The 19,450-nt window shown below is 75.4% G+C and carries 16 protein-coding genes; 4 read left to right on the plus strand and 12 right to left on the minus strand.

All coding sequences use genetic code 11. The features are described 5' to 3' along the window. Window position 1 precedes the first annotated feature (1 nt). From hemC to KDL28_RS17225, 9 genes are all read right to left on the minus strand, one after another. Entirely contained in the window at window positions 2-982 is a 981-nt protein-coding gene (gene hemC, locus KDL28_RS17185; protein WP_252439806.1) for a hydroxymethylbilane synthase, read from the minus strand. Then, a complete protein-coding gene (locus KDL28_RS17190; protein WP_252439808.1) occupies window positions 982-2,343 on the minus strand; it encodes a glutamyl-tRNA reductase in 1,362 nt (453 codons plus the stop codon). The genes hemC and KDL28_RS17190 overlap by 1 nt, the downstream gene beginning before the upstream one ends. 70 nt (window positions 2,344-2,413) lie before the next feature. Further along, window positions 2,414-3,274, minus strand: coding sequence for a redox-sensing transcriptional repressor Rex (locus KDL28_RS17195; protein ID WP_372497005.1), 861 nt, complete (start codon window positions 3,272-3,274; stop codon window positions 2,414-2,416). Window positions 3,275-3,575: 301 nt separating this feature from the next. Further along, entirely contained in the window at window positions 3,576-4,271 is a 696-nt protein-coding gene (locus KDL28_RS17200; protein ID WP_252439812.1) for a fasciclin domain-containing protein, read from the minus strand. Window positions 4,272-4,391: 120 nt separating this feature from the next. Continuing rightward, on the minus strand, window positions 4,392-5,963 hold the full coding sequence (locus KDL28_RS17205) for a molybdopterin-dependent oxidoreductase (RefSeq protein ID WP_252439814.1): 1,572 nt from the start codon (window positions 5,961-5,963) through the stop codon (window positions 4,392-4,394). Window positions 5,964-6,164: 201 nt separating this feature from the next. Further along, on the minus strand, window positions 6,165-7,505 hold the full coding sequence (locus KDL28_RS17210) for an HNH endonuclease signature motif containing protein (protein ID WP_252439816.1): 1,341 nt from the start codon (window positions 7,503-7,505) through the stop codon (window positions 6,165-6,167). Window positions 7,506-8,006: 501 nt separating this feature from the next. Then, the gene (locus tag KDL28_RS17215) at window positions 8,007-8,654 is read right to left on the minus strand and encodes a fasciclin domain-containing protein (RefSeq protein WP_252439818.1); all 648 of its coding nucleotides are present in this window, start codon (window positions 8,652-8,654) and stop codon (window positions 8,007-8,009) included. 105 nt (window positions 8,655-8,759) lie between these two features. Next, window positions 8,760-9,005 (minus strand): glutaredoxin family protein, encoded by a 246-nt coding sequence (locus KDL28_RS17220; protein WP_252439820.1) that lies wholly within the window; start codon window positions 9,003-9,005, stop codon window positions 8,760-8,762. Beyond that, on the minus strand, window positions 9,002-10,579 hold the full coding sequence (locus tag KDL28_RS17225; RefSeq protein WP_252439822.1) for a class I adenylate-forming enzyme family protein: 1,578 nt from the start codon (window positions 10,577-10,579) through the stop codon (window positions 9,002-9,004). The genes KDL28_RS17220 and KDL28_RS17225 overlap by 4 nt, the downstream gene beginning before the upstream one ends. Before the next feature lie 732 nt (window positions 10,580-11,311). Between KDL28_RS17225 and KDL28_RS17230 the strand changes: the two genes are divergently transcribed. From KDL28_RS17230 to KDL28_RS17240, 3 genes are all read left to right on the plus strand, one after another. After that, on the plus strand, window positions 11,312-11,926 hold the full coding sequence (locus KDL28_RS17230; RefSeq protein WP_252439824.1) for a sigma-70 family RNA polymerase sigma factor: 615 nt from the start codon (window positions 11,312-11,314) through the stop codon (window positions 11,924-11,926). Window positions 11,927-12,068: 142 nt separating this feature from the next. Continuing rightward, window positions 12,069-13,376 carry a DUF5667 domain-containing protein gene (locus tag KDL28_RS17235; protein ID WP_252439826.1) on the plus strand — a complete coding sequence of 436 codons (1,308 nt, stop codon included), beginning with the start codon at window positions 12,069-12,071 and terminating at the stop codon, window positions 13,374-13,376. A 221-nt stretch (window positions 13,377-13,597) separates the two neighbouring features. Continuing rightward, entirely contained in the window at window positions 13,598-14,470 is an 873-nt protein-coding gene (locus KDL28_RS17240) for an HAD family hydrolase (RefSeq protein WP_252440092.1), read from the plus strand. 10 nt (window positions 14,471-14,480) lie between these two features. Here the strand turns inward: KDL28_RS17240 and KDL28_RS17245 are convergent, their stop codons facing one another. Beyond that, window positions 14,481-14,948, minus strand: coding sequence for a GNAT family N-acetyltransferase (locus tag KDL28_RS17245; protein ID WP_252439828.1), 468 nt, complete (start codon window positions 14,946-14,948; stop codon window positions 14,481-14,483). Window positions 14,949-15,002: 54 nt separating this feature from the next. After that, on the minus strand, window positions 15,003-17,303 hold the full coding sequence (locus KDL28_RS17250; protein ID WP_252439830.1) for an ATP-binding protein: 2,301 nt from the start codon (window positions 17,301-17,303) through the stop codon (window positions 15,003-15,005). 323 nt (window positions 17,304-17,626) lie between these two features. On the opposite strand from KDL28_RS17250, the gene KDL28_RS17255 reads away from it, so the two are divergent. Next, complete coding sequence (locus KDL28_RS17255; protein ID WP_252439832.1) at window positions 17,627-18,466, plus strand: MerR family transcriptional regulator; 840 nt, start codon at window positions 17,627-17,629, stop codon at window positions 18,464-18,466. Here KDL28_RS17255 and KDL28_RS17260 read toward each other — a convergent pair. Continuing rightward, a complete protein-coding gene (locus KDL28_RS17260; protein WP_252439834.1) occupies window positions 18,456-19,427 on the minus strand; it encodes a lysophospholipid acyltransferase family protein in 972 nt (323 codons plus the stop codon). The genes KDL28_RS17255 and KDL28_RS17260 overlap by 11 nt on opposite strands. Between the last annotated feature and the right edge of the window lie 23 nt (window positions 19,428-19,450).

Genomic DNA, 19,450 nt, shown 5'->3' on the forward strand with positions numbered 1-19,450 from the left:
CTCAGGTCTCCCGATCCAGCTGTTCCGCGGGGGCCGCGAGGCCCCCCATGTCGAGGAGCTCCGCGGCCAGCGCCGCACCGAGCTTCTCGGCGTTGTCCAGGTCACCGGTCGCGGAGGCGCGCAGCAGCCCCCCGCCGGTCGTGCCGATCACGGCCCGCAGCGACACCCGGTCGACCGGGTGGCCGTCCTCGTCGTCGGGCCCGTACTCCCAGTCGGACACCACGTCGGCCAGCGCGGCGACGGGCGCGCTGCAGCCCGCCTCCAAGGTGGCCAGCACGGCCCGCTCGGCCAGGACCGCGGCCCGGGTGAACGGGTCGTCCAGCACGGTGGCGAGCGTGCGGGCCAGCGCGAGGTCGCCGTCGGCCGTCCCGGCCCGGCACTCGATCGCCAACGCGCCCTGGGCGGGGGCGGGCAGCATCTGCAGCGGATCGAGCAGCTCGGTGGCCTCCCCGACGCGCCCGAGCCTGCGCAGCCCGGCCGCGGCCACCACGACGGCGTCCAGCTCGCCGTCGCGGACCTTCGCGATCCGCGTGTCGACGTTGCCGCGGATCGCCACCACCTCCAGGCCGAGCCCGAGCGCGTCGAGCTGGGCCTTGCGCCGCGGGGAGCCGGTGCCGACGGTGGCCCCCGTCGGCAGCTCGCCGAGCACCAGCCCGTCGCGGGCGACCAGCGCGTCGCGCGGGTCCTCCCGACCGGGCACCGCGGCGAGGGTGAGCCGCGCGTCGGGAGCGGTGGGCAGGTCCTTGTAGGAGTGCACCGCCACGTCGACGTCGCCGCGGGCCAGCGCGTCGCGCAGCGCCGAGACGAACACGCCGACGCCGAGCTCGGCCACCGGAGCCGACGATCGGTCGCCCCGCGTGCTGACCTCGACCAGCTCGCAGGGGTGCCCCGCGGCGCGGAGCCGGTCGGCGACCAGGCCGCTCTGGGCCATCGCCAGCGCGCTCGGCCGGGTGCCGACGCGCAGCGGTGGGGTGGGCGTCATCAGCGGTCCTCCTCGCGCTCGGTGCGCGCTTCCAGCGCACCGAGGACGTCGCCGCTGCGCTGCACGGCGACAGCGGCGGGGGTCTGCGGGTCGAGTTCGAACAGGGCGCGGAGCGCGGCGGCGTAGCTGTCGCCGTCCGGGCCCTCGGCCAGCCGCTTCACCTGCACCGTCGGCGTGTGCAGCAGCTTGTCGACGACGCGGCGCACGGTGCGCGCGAACTCGTCGCGGACGCCGCCGTCCAGGCCGGGCAGCCTGGAGTCCAGCCGCAGCAGCTCGGCGTCGATGACCTCGGCGGCGCGCCTGCGCAGCGCGGTGACGGTGGGGGTGACCTCGGCGGAGCGCTGCGCGGCCAGGTAGGCCTGGGCCTCCTCGGCCACCAGGTCCTGGGCCGCGGCGACCGCGGCGCCGCCGACCCCGTCGGCCAGCTTGACCTGCAGGGTGGCCAGGTCGATCACGGTGACGCCGGGCAGCTCGGCGACGGCCGGGTCGACGTCGCGGGGCAGCCCGAGGTCGCAGACGACCAGCGGGCGCCCGGCGCGGGTGGCGACGGCGGCGGCCACGCTGGCGGCGTCGACGACGGTGCCGATCGCGCCCGTGCAGACGACGGCCACGTCGGCGCCGGCCAGCGCCTCGGGCAGGGCGTCGAGCCCGGCGGAGCGCGCCGGGGTGCCGTCGGCGGCGGTGATCTCGGCCAGCCGGGCGCCGCGGGCGGGGCTGCGGTTGAGCACGACGATCTCGGCGGCGCCCGCGCGGCGCAGGTGCGCGGCGGCCAGCCCGCCCATCGCCCCGGCCCCGACGACCGCGGCCCGGCGCCCGGCGAGGTCGCCGCCGAGCACGGCGGCCGCCTCGACCAGGGCCTCGGACACCACGGACGCGCCCGCGGCGTCGATCCCGGTGCCGGCGTGCACCTTCTTGCCGGTGCGCAGGGCGTGCTGGGCCAGCTCGTGCAGCGAGCGCCCGACCGTGCCTGCCTCGTCGGCGGCGGCGTAGGCGGTGCGCAGCTGGCCGAGGATCTGGGCCTCGCCGACGACCATCGAGTCCAGCCCGGCCGCGACGGCGAACATGTGCTGCACGGCCGAGCCCGCGTAGTGCACGTAGACGTGCTCGGTGAGCTCGGCGAGTGTCGTCCCGGCGTGCCGGGCGAGCACCGCGGAGATGTCGCCGAGTCCGCCGTGGAAGGCGTCGACGACCGCGTAGACCTCGATGCGGTTGCAGGTCGACAGCAGCAGGCACTCGGAGACGTGCGTCCGGCGCAGCAGCTCGTCGAGCAGCTTGGGCACGTCGTCGGATCCGACGGCGGCCCGCTCCAGGACGTCGACGGGCGCGCTGCGGTGCGACAGCCCGACCACGATGACGCTCATCGCCCGACCTCGCTGCACTCGGTCGGCGCTTCGCGGAAGCGCTGTGTCGATGATTCGCTCGCGAGCTCGCTCACCGCATCCCACCGTTCAACGTGCTGTTCACGGGGTGCCCGTTGGTCTGCGCGTCCGGGGGCGGGACGACGTCGACGTCGGTGGCGGGCACGGCCAGCGACGCCTCGGTCTCCGGGCTCTCGGCCACCAGCCGCTTGCGGGCCACGTGGAAGGCCAGTATCTGCAGCTCGACGGCCAGGTCGACCTTGCGGACCTCGACCTCGTCGGGCACCTGCAGCACCACCGGGGCGAAGTTGAGGATGCACCGCACGCCGGCCTCGACGAGCATGTCGCAGATGCCCTGGGCGGCCGGCCCGGGCGTGGCGATCATCCCGATCGTGATGCCGCGCTCGCGGCAGGTGTCGCCGATGGCGCGGACGTGCTCGACGAGGATGCCGTTGATGTGGATGCCGACCAGGTCGGGGTCGACGTCGAACAGCGCGGTCACCGGGAAGCCGCGCCCGCCGAAGCCGCCGTAGCCGGCCAGCGCGTGGCCCAGGTTGCCGACGCCGATCAGCGCGACGGCCTGCCGGTGGTTGAGCCCGAGCGCGCGCTCCAGCTGGTGCACGAGCGCCGAGACGGAGTAGCCGACGCCGCGGATGCCGTAGGAACCGATGTAGGACAGGTCCTTGCGGAGCTTGGCCGAGTTGACCCCGGTGGCCGCGGCGAGCTCCTCGCTGGACACCGTGTCGGCGCCCTGCTCGGCGAGCTCACCGAGCATCCGCAGGTACACCGCGAGGCGGGCGACGCTGGCCTCGGGGATCGACCTCGGGACCCGTGCGGCCACCCCCTCGGAGCCGGCCTGCGGCAACGTCACGGCCTCTCCTCGCGCTGCTCTGCTGGGTGTGTCTGCTGACAAGGAGCCGCCATCGGCCACGATCGATACGTGGCGTCCGGTCCGGCGGCGCGTCGGCTGGGGAACCCGGCCGACAATCCGCTGGGACCGGGCGTTGACGGCGACGGTTTTCCACGGTAGCCGCTTGTGAAGGCACGCACAAAGTTGCGATCTTGAACGGGACCGTGCTCAGTCGCCGACACCCGGGAGAGCGACCGGTGATCGCCGCAGGGTGCCCGTTCGTCGCACCGCACCGGACGGAACGGGCGCCCGACCCGGCGCCGGACGGCACGCGGAACGGGGCGGCCCCGGAAGTCCGGAGCCGCCCCGTCGGGAGTGCGGTGGATCAGCCCGCGGCCGGCATGAGCACCTTGTCGATCACGAACACGGTGGCGTTCGCGGTCGGGATGTTGCCGCACAGGACGTTCGCCTCGGTGCCGCCGCCGCTGGTCAGCGTGGGCGCCGTGGCCGTGCCGCCGACGGTGACGTCGCCCCCGGCCAGCTCGGTGCTCTTGCCCGCCTCGACCAGCTGCGCGGCGTCGTAGCGCTGCGGGACGACGTGGTAGGACAGCAGCGCGCCGAGCTCGGCGGGGTCGGCGAGCAGGGCGTTGAACGCCTCGTCGCCGACCTCCTGCTGGACCGCCGCGAACGCGTCGTTGGACGGCGCGTAGACGGTGATGGCCTCCTGCGAGTTGAGCGTCTCGGCCAGGCCGGGCACCTTTCCGACCGCGGTCACCAGGGTCGAGAGCAGCGGGTTGTTCGAGGCCGCGGTGGCCACCGGGTCGTCGACCATGCCCTCGGCCGAACCCTCGCCCGACGTCGGGACCGCGCTGCAGCCCGGGCCGAAGATGTCGGAGACCTGGGTGACGCCGCCGGCCGCGGCGGTGGTCGGCGCCGCGCTCATCGGGGCCGACCCGCTCATCGGGGAACCGCTCGTCGGGGCGCTGCCGGTGGTCGTCGGCTCGGAGCCGCCGCACGCCGCGAGGGCCAGGGTCATCGCGGCCATCGCGCCGACGGCGGCCAGTCGCTGGGTCTTTCGCACTGGGTCCTCCTCGGGGTGGCCCGGTCGATCCGGACCTCTGCACAGCGTTCGCAGGTGCTCCGGATCCGGTTCATCGGACGTAGTGACGATGAGATCACAGGAGCAAAATGGTTGAGCCGTTCAGCTCACGGTGAAGATGAGCGCCGGCCACCCGGACGCCCCGTCCGGGATCGGCGCGGCCCGCTCCTCGGTCTGCGTGACCCCGTCCCGGTCGGTCGCCCTGGCCTGCACCGTGTGGCTGCCCGGGGCCAGGTCGAACGCCGTGCGCCACATCCGCCAGGTGTCCCCGCCGACCTCGGTGGCCAACTCGGCCCCCTGCCACGGCCCGCCGTCGACCCGCACCTCGACCCCACCGATCCCGACGGGCTGCGACCAGGCGATACCGGCCACCACCACCCGCCCGGCCGGCGCCGTGGCGAAGCCGCGCGGGCTGTCGATCCGGCACTGGGTCTTGATCGGGGCCAGCCGCCCCCACCCCCGCTGCAGCCAGTACGCCTGCCGCTCCGCGAACGTCGTGACCTCCAGGTCGACCACCCACTTCGTGGCCGAGACGAACCCGTAGAGGCCCGGCACCACCATCCGCACCGGGAACCCGTGCTCGGGCGGCAGCGCCTCGCCGTTCATCCCGACCGCGAGCAGCGCGCCCCGCTCCGGCTCCAGCAGCACGTCGAGCGGGGTGCCCGCCGTCCAGCCGTCGGTGCTGGTGCTGAGCACCTGGTCGGCCCCGGGCCGCACCCCCGCCTCCCGCAGCACCTCCCGCAGGTCGACCCCCAGGAAGGTGGCCGTGGAGATGTAGGGCCCGCCGACCTCGTTGGAGACGCACGTCATCGTGATCGTCCGCTCCAGCAGCGGGCGGGCCAGCAGGTCGTCGAAGGTCAGGGTCAGCTCGTCGTCGACCATGCCGTGCACCCGCAGCCGCCACTCCTCAGCGGTGACCGCGGGCACGCGCAGGGCGACGTCGACCCGGTAGAAGTCGGGGTTCGCGGTGACGAACGGCGGCGTCCCCGACTCCGGGAACGCCGCCCCCGCCGGGATCGCCGGCGCGGCCCGCGCGGGCCGGATGCGGGCCAGCCGCTCGCTCACCGCCCGCCGCGACTCCACCAGCCCGCCGCCCACCAGCGCCCCGCCCAGCCCGGCCCCGACGGAGACCAGACCGACGGCCACCGACGAGCCGATCAGGACGGCCCGCCGCGACGGCCCGCCCCCGGCGGGACGCCCGCCGCCGGCACCCCCCGCCAACCCGCGCAACCACCCGAGCACCGCGACCCCCGCCACCGGTGCGGCCAGCGGCGCGACCAGGTCCACCGGCCCGACCCCCGGCGCCGTGACGACCGCCAGCAACCCGGCCAACCCCAGCCCCACCACCCCCACGACCCCGGGCAGCACCCGCCGCCGCGCGGCCAACCCGATCACCGCCGCCACGACGACCAGCAGCACTGCCGTACCGGCCAGCAGGACGGGCTTGTCGGCGGTGCCGAACGCCCCCTTCGCGAACTCGGTCAGCCAGGACGGCGACAGCCGCACGACCGCGTCCCCGACCGCCAGGAACGGCGAGGACCGGGGCGCGAGCAGGCCGGCCACCAGGTGGCCGGTGCCGACGGCCGCGGCCACGGAGAGCAGGCCGACGGTCGCGGCGACGCGGCGCCCCGGCAGCGGGTGGGGGGTGTGGCGCGACTGCTCGGTGACGACCATGGACGACGTTCGGCTGTCCGGAGCGTCCGGTTCAGTGGGTGGCCCGGGGTGGGCCTTGCGCTGCTGCTGCCTCCGGCGGCGCCTGCGCGCATGTGGGCTGGGTCGGCCGGGGCGGCGGGGGCCGTGCCGGACGTGCACGCTGCGCGTGCCGACGTGACGGCAGGGGCTTCGGGACCGGGGTGGGCACCAGTGCCCACGGGGTCAGCGCGGAACACGGGACACACTCCGGCCGGGGTTGGTCTGCGGTGGTCGAGTCGAGTCCGGGCGCCCGGGTGGCGCGGTTCTGGGGTGGCGTCGGGGTGTGCGTTCTTTGTCGAGCCAGGTCGGGGGTATGAATTCGGGTAGTCCGTCGCGGGCGATGCGTACGAGCCATTCCGTGGAGTGGATCTCTTGGTGGTGCGTCCAGCACAACATGACGAGGTTGTCGGTTTTGGTGTGGCCGCCGCGGGCCCATTCTTTGATGTGGTGGATTTCGCACCAGCTGGGTGGGCGGTCGCATCCCGGGTGGGCGCATCCGTGGTCGCGGGCGACGATCGCGCGGCGGATCGGGAGGGGGATGGTGCGGGCTTCTCGCCCGATGTCGAGGGGTTGGCTGTCGCCGTCGAGGACGATGGGGATGACCTTGGCGTCGCAGCAGAGTGCCCGCAGCGCCGCCGGAGTCGGGGTGCCACCGAGGTCGAGGCAGGCGGCGCGGGCGCGGTTCTCCAGGTCGGCCAGCCTGACCGTGACGGCGACATGGGGGCGTTCGCCTGCCTTGTCGGGGAGGATGGTGTCGCCGTGGGTGGCGACGAATCCGCACACCTCGGTCAACGCGTCGGCGTTGCGTTCGGCGGCGCTGCGCGGGTCTTGCGCGGTCAACGGGGTGGCTTTGGCGTCGATGACGGTGGCGATCATGGCGTAGCGGACCGGGTCGGTGAACACCCCGCTGATCTTCCCGCCGCCCCCGGGTAGCGGGGTGAGTCGTAGCTCGTTGACCTGTACCGGTTCCCGATCGTCCGGTTCGGCGCCGTCCTGGTCGTAGGCCCGCACCAGCTCGGCTCCGAACCTGGCCAACTCCGTCGGGGTGCAGGTGTCGGCGACCGCGGCGATCTGTTCTTCGATGCCCGCCCAGGCGTAGGGCGGGATCCGCCGCGCGGCCGGTGAGTCGAGGAGTCGGGCGATCAGATCGATGTGCTGCAAGCTGGCCGCACCGCTAGTGAAGGCGGCGGCCATGGCAGGTAGCAAGGGCGGCAGCACCTGGCCCTGCAGGTCCACTCGCGCGGCGACGTGCTCGGCCGCGCGCACGATCTCCCGCGCCCGCCCCCGATCGACCGTCAGCACCGAGGCCACCGCGGAGTCGGGTCGCCGGTGTCCGGCGGCGGCGAACGCGCCGCTGCGCTGCAACACGGCCACGGCCTCGACCTGCAACTGCGATATCGCCCGGGTCAGTTCTCGGCTGAGAGTCAGAGCATCCAGTGCGTCTTGGTCCGAGCCGTTCTCGCGCAACCCGGCAGCGACCGCAAGAATGCGGTCTGCCGTGGCGGCGAGTTCGGTCGGAATCATGCCTCGATTCTACTCGAACATTCGTGCGAAGTCGAGGAAGGATCGGCACCACGGGATAGTCGCCGCGCTCGCAAGGGAAGCGTTCACAATCACAACCGGCACCTCGGATCGGGGACGGCCGCCAGCGCAACCACACTATTCGTTGTTGTCGCAACGGAACCACCTACGCGCCGGAACACACCCGCCCACACGCGACTGGGCCCGGCCGGACCGGACCAGCAGAGCCGCGACGCGCGCGACCGCGTCGACCTACGGTCGGGGTGTGCGGCGGATGGCGAGGAGAAGTTCGTGTCCTTGACGACCTTCCAGCGCTCGGGGAAGGCGGCGCGCGACGGGGATGCGCTGGTCGTCACGACGCCGGCCGGCACCCGGCGAGGTGAAGCGGCTGCGCCGCGACCCGCGGGTCGCGCTGCGGCCGTCGAGCAGGACCGGTGCCGTCGATCCCGGCGCCCGAGCGCACCGCACGCGGGTGATCCTGCGGATCCGCCCGGGCTGAGCGGCTCAGGGCGCCGGCGGAGCCGTGGGCGTCGCGGGCGTCAGCACGGCGTCGACCAGGAAGACCGTCGCGTTCGCGGACTGGACGTTCCCGCAGACCACCCCGGCGGTGCCCTCGTCGGTACTGGCCAGGGTGAGCATCTCGGGTGTGTCGGCCACCGTCACGTCGCCCCAGGCCAGCTGGGTCGTCTTGCCCGCCTCGACGAGGCCGCGGGCGTCCAGCCGCTTCTCCGTCACGTGGTAGGACAGCAGGCCGTCGAGGCGCTCGGCGTCGCCCATCAGCGCGTCGAACTCCGGCGCGCCGAGGCGGCCGCGCAGCGCCTCGAAGGCCGCGTCGGTCGGCGCGAAGACCGTCAGGGCGGGGGCCGCGTCGAGGGCGCCGGCCAGTGCGGGCAGCCGCCCGAGCGCTGCGGACAGCGCGGCCAGCCGCGGGACGGCGGCCAGCGCGGCCACGAGGGGCCGGTTCCCCAGCTCGGTCGTCGGGACGTCGGCGCAGTCGCCGTAGGGCTCGGCCATCGGCGTGGCGCTCGCGGCCGGGGCGACGAGCGGTGCGGCGCCGGTGCCGGGCGCGGTCACCGGCCCGGCGCAGGCGACGGCGCCCGCGGCGACGGCGGTCAGGGTGAGGGCGGTCGCGCACATGCGGATCCGGTGCACCGGGTCTCCTCTGGGAACGGCGGTCGGGTCGGCGCAGGACCGTACAGCAGCACCACCGATGGTCTGATCAGACCTATCCGCTGAACCAGAAGAAGTAGGGCCGAGTCAGGCCAGGGCGGCCCGGAGCCGGTCCTCCTCGACCCGCCAGAACCCGTGCTCACGCCCGTCCACCATGATCACCGGGACCTGGTCGCCGTACTCGGCGCGCAGGGCCGGGTCGGCGTCGACGTCGACCGCGCGCCAGGTCCGGCCCAGCTCGCCGCAGATCCGCTCGACCGCCTGCGCGGCGACCTCGCACAGGTGGCAGCCGACGCGCGTGTAGACCGTCACCCGCGGTTCGACGCCGGTCATCGCCGCTGCGCCGCGAGGGTCCGACGGGCGACCTTGCCGGTCGGCGTGCGGGGCAGCTCGTCCACGAACTCGATCACCGCCGGCACCTTGAACCGGGCCAGCCGCTCGACGCAGTGCTCGCGGACCCGCTCGTCGGTCAGCTCGGCCCCGGCCGCCCGCACCAGCACCGCCAGCACCCGCTCCCCGCGGCGCTCGTCCGGGACGCCGACGACGGCCGCCTCGGCCACCCCGTCCAGCTCCAGCAGGACCTGCTCGACCTCGCGCGGGTAGACGTTGAAGCCGTTGACGATCACCACGTCGGACGAGCGGTCGACCAGGTGCAGGTCGCCGTCGGCGTCCAGGAAGCCGACGTCGGCGGTGCGGAACCAGCCGTCCTCGTCGGGGCCGCCCGCGCCGTCGGGCCAGTAGCCGGAGAACAGGTTCGGGCCGCGCAGCGCGACGAGCCCGGTGTCCTCGGTGGGGTCGAAGCCGTCGTCGTCGGCGTCGGGGTCGGGCTCGGCGGCCTCGTCCAGCGGGCGGCCCGCGGAGTCGACCAGGCGCAGCTCGATGCCCGGCAGCGGACGCCCGACCGACCCCGGCTTGGCCACCCCGCCGATCGCGTTGGTGGTGATCACCGGGCCGCCCTCGGTGAGCCCGTAGCCCTCGAAGATCGGCAGGCCGGTGGCCTCCTTGAAGGACACCAGCCACTCCGGCGGCAGCGGCGCCCCGCCGGAGGTGCACAGCCGCACCCCGGAGGTGGCCGCGCGCAGCCGCGCGGGCGGCACGTCGAGCAGCGAGCGGAACATCGACGGCACGGCGGCGACCGCGCTGACCCGCTGCCGCGTCAGCACCTCGACCACGTGCTCGGGCTCGAAGCGGTCGGTGACGACGACCGTGGCCCCGGCCCAGCAGGCCTGCAGCAGCCCGGCGGCCAGGCCGAAGATGTGGAACAGCGGCAGCGACAGCAGGACCCGGTCGACCGGGGTGACCGGCGCCGGGCGCACGGCCGCGGTCTGCTCCCGGTTGGCCAGCACGGCCCGGTGCGACAGCTGCACGCCGCGCGGGCGCCCGGTGGTGCCGGACGTGTAGACCAGCAGCGCCAACTCCTCGCCGCCCGGGCCCTGGTCGGGCACCTCCGCCGGGTCGACCGGGGCCGGGTCGAGGTCGGGCGGCGGCAGCAACCGCGCGCCGACCGGTCCGGCGCAGGTGCGCGCGGCCGCGTCGTCGTCGGTGGCGATCACCGCGGACGGCTCGGCGTCGGCGAAGACGATCTCCAGCTCGCGGACGACGGCGATCGGCCCGTACGGCACGGCGACCGCACCGGCCCGCAGCGCCCCGAGCACCGCGACGCAGAACGCGGCCCCGTTGCCCAGCCGGATGACGACCCGGTCGCCGCGGCCGACGCCGGCCGCCCGCAGCCGCACCGCCTCCGCGGTGACGGCGGCGTCGAACCGCGCCCAGCTGAGGGTGCGCTCCGGGCCGGCGGTCGACACGTCCACGATGGCGGGCTGGTCGGGCCCCCTGGCCGCGGCCAGGGCGACCAGGTCGGCCACGTGGGCCGCGGTCCGCGGCTGGTGGTCGGGCGCGCTGTCCACGGTCCTCCATCGGGTCGAGACTCGGCAGGCGGAGAGGCTGCTCGCGGGCTGCGGCGAGTCTGGCACGAACCGGGCGGCGCGTGTCCCGCGACGTTCGTCGCACCGCGCGCCCCAACCACCCCCTGACACGCAGAGCGACGTGTCGCTCACCGCGCGTGGGTATCCGTTCGCCGGAAAGGCTGTTGGTCCGTACGGCAGCGCGCTTCCCGGCGTCCCTCCCAGTCCTATGCTCCGCCGCTACCGAACCTCAACGCCCGGTCGCCCGGCTTCGTCGCGCGACTCACCCAAAGGGAGTGGCATGCACCCAGTCGTCTCCGGCGCACCGCGGACCGCACCCGCCCGCACGGGCGCACCGCGAGGCGGGGCCGATCTGGAGCCGTGACCGAGCCCGCGCGTCCGCCCCGGCTGCTCCCGTTCGACACCGCCCGTCACCCGGCGGGTGGAGAGGTAGCGATGCCCCAGCCCAGCACGTCCCACGTCATCGCCCCACCCGGCGCAGGCGCACCGTCCGCGCGCCCCGTCCCACCCTCCCCGGCGCGACCCGCCGCGGTCCGCCCCGTCGACGCGGCGTACCCCGGAGCCCCCCGACCGGCCGGCCCGCCGATGCCCCGGCCGCGGCCGCAGCACACCCATCCGGGGCAGGCTGTTGCCCCGTACCCCACCCAGGCGGTTGGGCCGTACTCCGGTGCTGCCCGCCAGCCGTCCGGCCCGCCGCACGCACGGCCGGTCGCGGTGGCCGAGCCCGGCACCGCCGCCGTCCCCCAGCCCCAGCCCCAGCCCCAGCCGGCCGGCGATGGGCACGACGGCTCCTGGGCGCTGGTCAAGATGGCCCAGGCCGGCGACATGAAGGCGTTCGGCGAGCTGTTCGACCGCTACTTCGACATGGTCTTCCGGTTCGCGCTGGTCCGGATGAACGGCGACCGGGCCCAGGCCGAGGACATCGCCCAGGAGACGTTCGTGCGCGCCCTGCGGCGCATCGGCTCGGTGACCTACCAGGGCCGCGACATCGGCGCCTGGTTCGTCACCATCGCCCGCAACCTGATCTTCGACCACGTCAAGTCCAGCCGGTACCGGCTGGAGCACGCCACCGACGAGATCGTCGAGCACTCGCCGGCCACGCACGGCCCCGAGCAGCAGGTGCTCGACGGCGCCACCAACTCCGAGCTGCTGCGCTGCATCGGCCGGCTCAACCCCGACCAACAGGAGTGCATCACCCTGCGGTTCCTGCAGGGGTTGTCGGTGGCCGAGACGGCCGCGCTGATGGACCGCAACGAAGGGGCGGTCAAGGCGCTGCAGCACCGCGCCGTGCGCAGGCTCGCCCAGCTGCTGCCGGAGGGCCTGCGGTGAACCCGACCGCACACGCCGTCCCACCGATCCGCGAATCGGGCGTAACCCGGCGCGCCGCGGCTCGTTGTGCTGTCGAAAGCCGCGGCTGCCAGGGCCGTGGCGCGAGCACCGACAGCGCAGGTACGCAGTGAGGACGGCCAGCATGCCCGCCGGCGACGAGGAGATCTTCGCCACCGCCGTGGACCGGGGGACCCACCCGGCCTTCGCCGGTGACGTGGAGCTGGCCCGCGACCTGGAGCTGGTGGCCCTGCTGCAGGCCGGTGGCCCCGAGCTCGCCCCACAGCCCGACGAGCGCGCCCGCGCCAGGGCGGCCGTGTTCGCCCGGCTCGCCGCGGCGGAGGACCCGTCCGACCACGCCGAGGTGCCCGGCACCGAGCCGGTCCGCTCCGGCGGGCCGCCGCAGGGCACCGCACTGCTCGAGGCCGTGGTCGACGAGCCGGAACCCGAGCCCGCCCCGGAGCCGATCGACGAGCTGGCCAGGCTGCGCCGGACCCGCGGCGCGCGCCGGCACGCGATGCCGAGCCGCCGTGCCGACGCCGAGACCCGTCGCCCACCGATCGGCGGGCGGATCGTGGTGGTGGCCGCCGCGGCCGTGCTGGGCACCGCCGTGCTCGGCGGCGCCGGGGTGCTGGCCAGCCGCAACGCGCTGCCCGGCGACGGGCTGTACCCGGTCAAGCGGGTGGCCGAGTCCGCGGGCCTGGCGATGACCTTCGACGAGACCGAGCGCGGCCGCAGGCACCTCGACCTGGCCAGCACCCGCATCGGCGAGGTCGAGCAGCTGCTCGCCCAGGACGGCGCCGAGATGGACCCCGAGGTGTTCCGCTCCGGGCTGCAGGAGTTCGACACCGAGGCCGACGAGGGCTACCGGCTGCTGCTGTCGGCCGAGGAGTCGCGGGCGGCCGCGGAGGCGGAGTGGCAGGCATGGGCCGCCGACCAGGCGGCCCGGCTGGCCGCGTTGCGCGGCGACCTGCCGGCCCCCGCCGCCACCGGCGCGGCCGGCTCGCTGGAGCGGCTGGAGCAGCTCAGCGGCCCGGGCACCCTCGACGGGGCCTGCGGGGACGGCGCCTGCACCGACGCCACCACCGACGCGGGGCTGCCCGGCACCGCCGCCACCGGCACCGCGCCGACCGACCCGGCCCAGGCCGGACGCACCGGCGCCCCGCCCACCGGTCAGTCCGGTTCCGGCGGCGGGTCCGGCCAGGGCGGCCAGCAGGGCGGCGGCCAGGACTCACTGCTCCCCGGCCTGCTCCCGGAGGACCCGCTCGGCGGCGTCGTCGGCGGCTCCGGCGACCAGGGCCCTGCCGGCTCCGGTCCCTCCGGCTCCTCCTCGTCGGACGACGAGCAGGGCGGCTCGGACGACTCCGACGACCCGGGCGGCTCCGACGGCGGGCTGCCGCCGGTCGAGGTCCCGCCACTGCTGCCGGGCCTGCCGGGCGTCTCGATCGGCTGACCCGCACCGCTCGCGGCCGCCGTCGGACACGCGCCCGGCGGCGGCCCCGGCGTTCGCACGGCGTGCGGAAACCGGGCCGGGTCCGCTCCAGCCGCGCCAGTAGGCTGGACGGACACGACTCCCATTCCGGAGGCCCCACCGTGGTTGGAGAACCAGTGCCCGGCGGGCCGCTGACGCCCACCGCGTCCGGTGAACCCAGCGGCGCGACCGAATCCCCCGGGGTGCTCGAGGCGGCCACGTCGACCGACTCCGCCGTCCGCGCAGGCGAGGCCGCGGCCGCCGCCGCGGTGGCCGCGGGCGACAGCGGCCCGCCCGACGTCCCGCACACCGACCTCACCGCCGCCGCGTTCTTCGACGTCGACAACACGATGATGATCGGCGCGTCGATCTTCCACTTCGCCCGCGGGCTGGCCGCCCGCAAGTTCTTCACCACCCACGACCTGGCCGGCTTCGCCTGGCAGCAGCTCAAGTTCCGGATCGGCGGCCGGGAGACCCGGTACTCGACCACCACCGGCCGCGACACCGCGCTGTCGTTCGTGGCCGGGCGCACCGTCTCCGAGATCACCGAGCTGGGCGAGGAGATCTACGACGAGCTGATGGCCGACCGCATCTGGGCGGGCACCCGGGCGCTGGCCCAGATGCACCTCGACGCCGGCCAGCGGGTCTGGCTGGTCACCGCCACCCCGGTCGAGCTGGCCCTGATCATCGCCCGCAGGTTGGGGCTCACCGGCGCCCTCGGCACGGTGGCCGAGAGCATCGACGGCGTCTACACCGGCCGGCTCGTCGGCGAGATCCTGCACGGCCCGGCGAAGGGCCACGCCGTCCGCGCGCTCGCCGCCACCGAGGGCCTCGACCTGCGCCGCTGCACGGCCTACTCGGACTCCGTCAACGACGTGCCGATGCTGTCGGCCGTGGGCACCGCGGTCGCCGTCAACCCCGACTCCGAGCTGCGCGACGTGGCCAAGGAACGCGCCTGGCAGGTCCGCGACTTCCGCACCGGGCGCAAGGCCGCCCGGATCGGCGTGCCCTCGGTGCTGGGCGCCGGGGCCATCGCCGGCGCCGTCGCCGCGCGGGTGGCGGCCCGCCGCCGCTGAGCCCGCGCGCTCAGCCGAGCGGGTGGCTGTACACGACGAACCCGGTCAGCTCGGCGACCTCGTCGTAGAGCCGCCGGGCGGTGCGGTTGGTCTCGTGGGTGTGCCAGTACAGCCGCGCCGCCCCCGCGGTCCGGGCCCGGTCGGCCACCGCCGAGATCAGCGCCCGCCCGGCACCCCTCCCGCGGGCGGCCGGGGCGGTGAACAGGTCCTGCAGGTAGCAGCTGGGGGCGATCGCGGTCGTGCTGCGGTGCAGCAGGAAGTGCGTGAAGCCGACCAGCTCGCCGTCGGCCTCCGCGACCAGCGCGTACACCGGTTCGTCTGCGGCGGAGAACCGGGCCCACGTCACGTCGGTGACCTCGCGGGGCAGCGCCGTCGGCCCGGAGCGGCCGTAGAAGGCGTTGTAGCCGTCCCACAGCGGGAGCCAGCGGTCGAAGTCCCCGCGCTCGACGGGGCGGACGGCGATCCCGGCTGCGGCCACGCCCGGATGATCGCAACCCCGGGTGCGGCGGCGCGAGGTCCGTTCGCCGCTGCCTCAGCCGCCCCCGGCGGGCAGCGGGCGCAACCGGTCCTGCCACTCGCGGGTGCGCGCGGCGTGCTCGCCCTCCCCGATGCGGCGGCGGACGGCCTCCGCGCGGCGCAGCTCGTCCTGCGCCGCGGCGGTCGACCCGAGCCGGCCGCGGGCCTCGCCGAGCGCGACGTACATCGCGGCCTGCCACTGCGGGATCGCCCCGGCCACGTCCGAGGCCAGCGCCGTCTCCAGCGCCGCGACCGCCTCGGCCCACTCGTCGCGGCGCATGTGCAGCCGGCCGATGTCGAACAGCGCCGACACCCGGGTGATCGCCGCGACCTGGGCGACGGGCGCGGTGGCCGGGTCGCAGACCGCCACGAGACGCTCCCGGAAGGTGCGCAGCGCGGCGTCCAACCGGCCGGTGCGCTCCAGGGAGCGCCCGGCCAGCGCCAGCGCGTGCGGCAGCCCCTCCCGGTCGCCCGCCTCCCGGAAGAGCCCGGCGGCCTGCCGGGCGCTCACCAGGGCCGCCGCCGGGTCGCCCGACGCCAGCAGCGCGGTGGCCAGGTAGGAGCGGGCCCAGCCCTGCTGGCGCGGATCGGCCGCGGCGACCGCGCGGCGGTGGGCGTGACGGGCGCAGGCGGCCGCCGCGGCGGCGTCGCCGAGGCAGCTCCCGCAGGCCCAGGACAGGTAGTTGAGGTGGGTCGCGGCGGCGCCGTCGTCGCCGAGGTGCAGGCCGGCCCGGCTGGACAGGGTGAAGACCCGCGGCCAGTGCCCCCAGTGGATCCACCGGTCGGAGAACCAGTGCATCGCCTCGGCCACCGCCAGTACCTTTCGGTGCCGACCGGCCGCGGCCGCGTCCTCCAGCGCGGCCAGCCAGTTGTCGGCCTCCGCGCGCAGCCACCGCTCGGCCCGCTGCTCGGTGTCCAGCCCGGCCGCCCCCGCCCAGCCGCCCGGGGTGCCGCCGAACTCGGGCTCGAACCAGCGCCCGGCCACGATCGCGGTGTCGAGCAGCCAGTCGACGGCGCGGTCGTGCGCGGCTGACCGGTCGGCCGCCGTCTCCTCCTCGTCGAGGCGGTCGGCGGCGTAGAGGCGCATCAGGTCGTGCAGCCGGTAGCGGCCGGTGAACCCGGACTGCAGCAGCCCGAGCTCGACCAGCTCGTCGAGAGCGTCCTCGGTGGCCTCGACCGGCTCACCGGTCAGCGCGGCGGCCAGCGCCGGTCCGGTGTCGGGCCCGGGTACCAGGGCCAGCCTGCGCAGCAGCCTGCGCGCCCCGTCCGACAGCTGGGCGTAGGACAACCGGAACGCCGCGCTGACCTCCAGGTCGCCCGCGACCAGCGCGGGCAGCCTGCGACCCGCGTCGCCGAGGCGGCTCAGCAACCGGGCCGGTGTCCAATCCGGCCGGAGGGCCAGCCGGTTGCCGACGATCCGCAGCGCGAGCGGCAGGTTCCCGCACAGCCGCGACAGCTCGGCGACGACGGCCCGGTCGGCGGGGTCGATCTCCGCGTCGGCGGTGGGACCGGTGTCGGGGCGCTCGGCGATCAGGTTCAGCAGCAGCCGGTCGGCGTCGGCGGCGGGCAGCGGGTCGAGCCGGACCCGCCGCACGCCCTCCAGCCCGGTCAGCAGCCGCCGGCTGGTGACCAGCGTCAGCCCGGCGCCGGTCGCCGGGAGCAGCGGACGCACCTGGGCCTCGTCGGCGGCGTTGTCCAGCACGACGACGGCCCGCCGCGCGGCCGCGAGCGACCGGTAGAGCGCGGTGCGCCCGGCGAGGTCGGACGGGATCGGCCCGTGCCCCGCGTCCAGCGCCGTGATCAGGCGCTCCAGGGCCAGCGCGGGGTCCAGCGGGCGCGCGTCCAGGCCGCGCAGGTCGACGAACAGCTGCCCGTCCGGGAAGCGCGCGGCCAGCTCCACCGCGGCGCGCACGACCAGCGACGTCTTCCCGACGCCGGGCGGCCCGCTGACCACGGCCACCGCCGCGGTGCCCGCCGGCCCGTCCGGCACCATGTCGGCCAGCAGGGCGCGCTCGGCCTCCCGCCCGGTGAAGTCGACGACCCCGCGCGGCATCGCCAGCAGGGCCGAGGCAACCTCGACCGGGCTGCGCCGACCGGCCCGGGCCGCGGCGAGCAGCTCGTCGCGCCCGGCGCCGGTGAGCCCGAGCGCATCGGCCAGCAGCCCGACGGTGGCGCGTTGCGGACGGCGGCTCGTCCCGCGCTCCATGTTGCCGATCGTGCGCTCGCTCACCCCCGACGCCGACGACAGCTCCTCGATCGTCAGCCCCACCGCGTGCCGCAGCCGCCGCAACCGCGCCCCGAACGCGGGGTCGTCCACCACGCACCTCCCGAACCGCCTGCCGGCGGTTTCTGCCTGTGGTTCTTCCTGGCGGTCGCCACCGTCACCCGATCGAATGGTTGCAGGTGCACGGACCGTCATGGCGACCGGTCCGCCGGGCGAGCCGTTTCCCCAGCACGGCGTCCGCCCGCTCCCGCTCGCCGACATGGACGGCGGCGGGTGGACGGTCACGCACCTCCGACGACGGCGGAGACCCCGCCCGAGTCCGCGGCGGCGGGCCCGACCCCCTCCCGGGCCCGCCGTCCCGCCTCCGCTCCCGGCTTGACCCTGACACCCTGTCAGGGCCCACAGTGGACCCCGCCATGTTCAGCATCGGAGAGTTCGCCGGCCTGGGCCGGGTGTCCGTGCGCATGCTGCGCCACTACGACGCCATCGGTCTGCTGCGCCCGGCCCGGGTCGACCCGGACAACGGCTACCGCTACTACGCCGCCGCCCAGTTGGCGCTGCTCAACCGGATCCTCGCGCTCAAGGACCTCGGCCTGACGCTGCAGCAGGTGCAGGCCGTGATCGTCGAGGAGGTGGACGTCGGGGAGCTGAGGGGGATGCTGCGGCTGCGGCGGGCGCAGCTGGCCGCCCAGGTCGAGGCCGACACCGCGCGGTTGGCCCGGGTCGACGCGAGGCTCCGATCCATCGAGGAGGAGGGACGCATGCCCACCCAGGACGTCGTGCTCAAGCCCATCCCGGCGGTCCGGGTCGCGGAGCTGTCGGCCACGGCCGCCGGCTACGACCACCCGACGTCGATCACCGAGAACCTGAGCCCGCTCTACCCGCGGCTGATGGAGCTGCTGGAGGCGTCGGGCACGGCGGTGGTCGGCCCGCCGCTGGCCTACTACCAGCCCGCGCCGCGCGAGCCCGGCGACGAGACGATCACCGTGCACGCGGCGTTCCCGATCGTCGGGGAGCCGCCGGTGGACTGCGGGTTCGCGGTCGTCGAACTACCGGCGGTCGAGGCCGCGGCGACGATGCTGCACCACGGATCGATGTCGGAGGCGTTCCGCACCGAGCAGACGATCGCGGGCTGGATCGACGACAACGGCTACCGGCCCGTCGGGCCCGGCTTCGCCCGCGAGGTCTACCTCGAATGCCCCGCGGACGACGTCGACAAGTGGGTGACGGAGCTGCAGGTGCCGGTCAGCCGGTGAACGCGTTGCGGCGCTGGGACAGCAGCCGGTAGAGCGTGTGCTGGATGGTCTCGCGGACCTGGTCGGTCAGGTTGAACACCGTCATCGGGTCGTCGGCCTCGGCGGCGCCGATGGTGTCGGTCGGGATCGGGGTGCCGAACTCGATGTACCACTTGGACGGCAGCGGGATCATCCCCAGCGGCCCGAACCACGGGAACAGCGGCGTCACCGGGAAGTACGGCGCCCCGAACAGCCGGGCCAGCGGCCGGATGTCGCCGATCTTGGGGTAGATCTCCTCGGCGCCGACGATGGCGCACGGGATGATCGGCACGCCGGTGCGCAGCGCGGCCGAGACGAAGCCGCCTCGGCCGAAGCGCTGCAGCTTGTAGCGGTCGTGGAAGGGCTTGCCGATGCCCTTGAAGCCCTCCGGCCACACGCCGACCAGCTCCCCGCTCGACATCAGCCGCTCGGCGTCGGGCGTGCAGGCCAGGGTGGCGCCGCCCTTGCGGGCCAGGGTGCCGATCCCGGGCAGCCGGAACATCAGGTCCGCGCCCAGCAACCGCAGGTGGCGGTGATCGGGGTGGTCGTCGTGCAGGGCGACGGCCGTCATCAGCGAGTCGATCGGGACCGTGCCGGAGTGGTTGGCGACGACGAGTGCGCCGCCCTCGCCCGGCACGTTGTGCATGCCGATGGTCTCGACCCGGAACCAGCTGCGGTACAGCGGGCGCAGCGCCGGGAGCAGCACGTTGTCGGTGAGCTCGCGGTCGAAGCCGAAGTCGTCGACGGTGTAGTCGCCGCCGAGGCGGCGCTTCGCGAACTCGATCAGCTCGTCCCACTCGGCGCCGGGCTCCGGTTCGGCCTCGACGGCCGGCTCGGGCTCGGGCTCCGGCGCGGGCCCGCCGTTCTGCGGGCCGCCGAGCCGCCAGCGCCTGCGCGCGCCTGCGTCGTCGGCGTGCAGCGGGATCACCCTGGCCTCGGTCACGGGCGGCCTCCCTCCTGTGGTCG

It is taken from the genome of Pseudonocardia humida (assembly GCF_023898865.1).
Taxonomy (GTDB): Bacteria; Actinomycetota; Actinomycetes; order Mycobacteriales; family Pseudonocardiaceae; genus Pseudonocardia; species Pseudonocardia humida.

Excerpts from the sequence above, each read along its gene's own strand:
- KDL28_RS17255 (WP_252439832.1), top strand. The coding sequence starts at position 17,627 with ATGTTCAGCATCGGAGAGTTCGCCGGCCTGGGCCGGGTGTCCGTGCGC.
- KDL28_RS17190 (WP_252439808.1), bottom strand. The coding sequence starts at position 2,343 with ATGAGCGTCATCGTGGTCGGGCTGTCGCACCGCAGCGCGCCCGTCGAC.
- KDL28_RS17205 (WP_252439814.1), bottom strand. The coding sequence starts at position 5,963 with ATGGTCGTCACCGAGCAGTCGCGCCACACCCCCCACCCGCTGCCGGGG.
- KDL28_RS17210 (WP_252439816.1), bottom strand. The coding sequence starts at position 7,505 with ATGATTCCGACCGAACTCGCCGCCACGGCAGACCGCATTCTTGCGGTC.
- KDL28_RS17220 (WP_252439820.1), bottom strand. The coding sequence starts at position 9,005 with ATGACCGGCGTCGAACCGCGGGTGACGGTCTACACGCGCGTCGGCTGC.
- KDL28_RS17235 (WP_252439826.1), top strand. The coding sequence starts at position 12,069 with ATGCCCGCCGGCGACGAGGAGATCTTCGCCACCGCCGTGGACCGGGGG.
- hemC (WP_252439806.1), bottom strand. The coding sequence starts at position 982 with ATGACGCCCACCCCACCGCTGCGCGTCGGCACCCGGCCGAGCGCGCTG.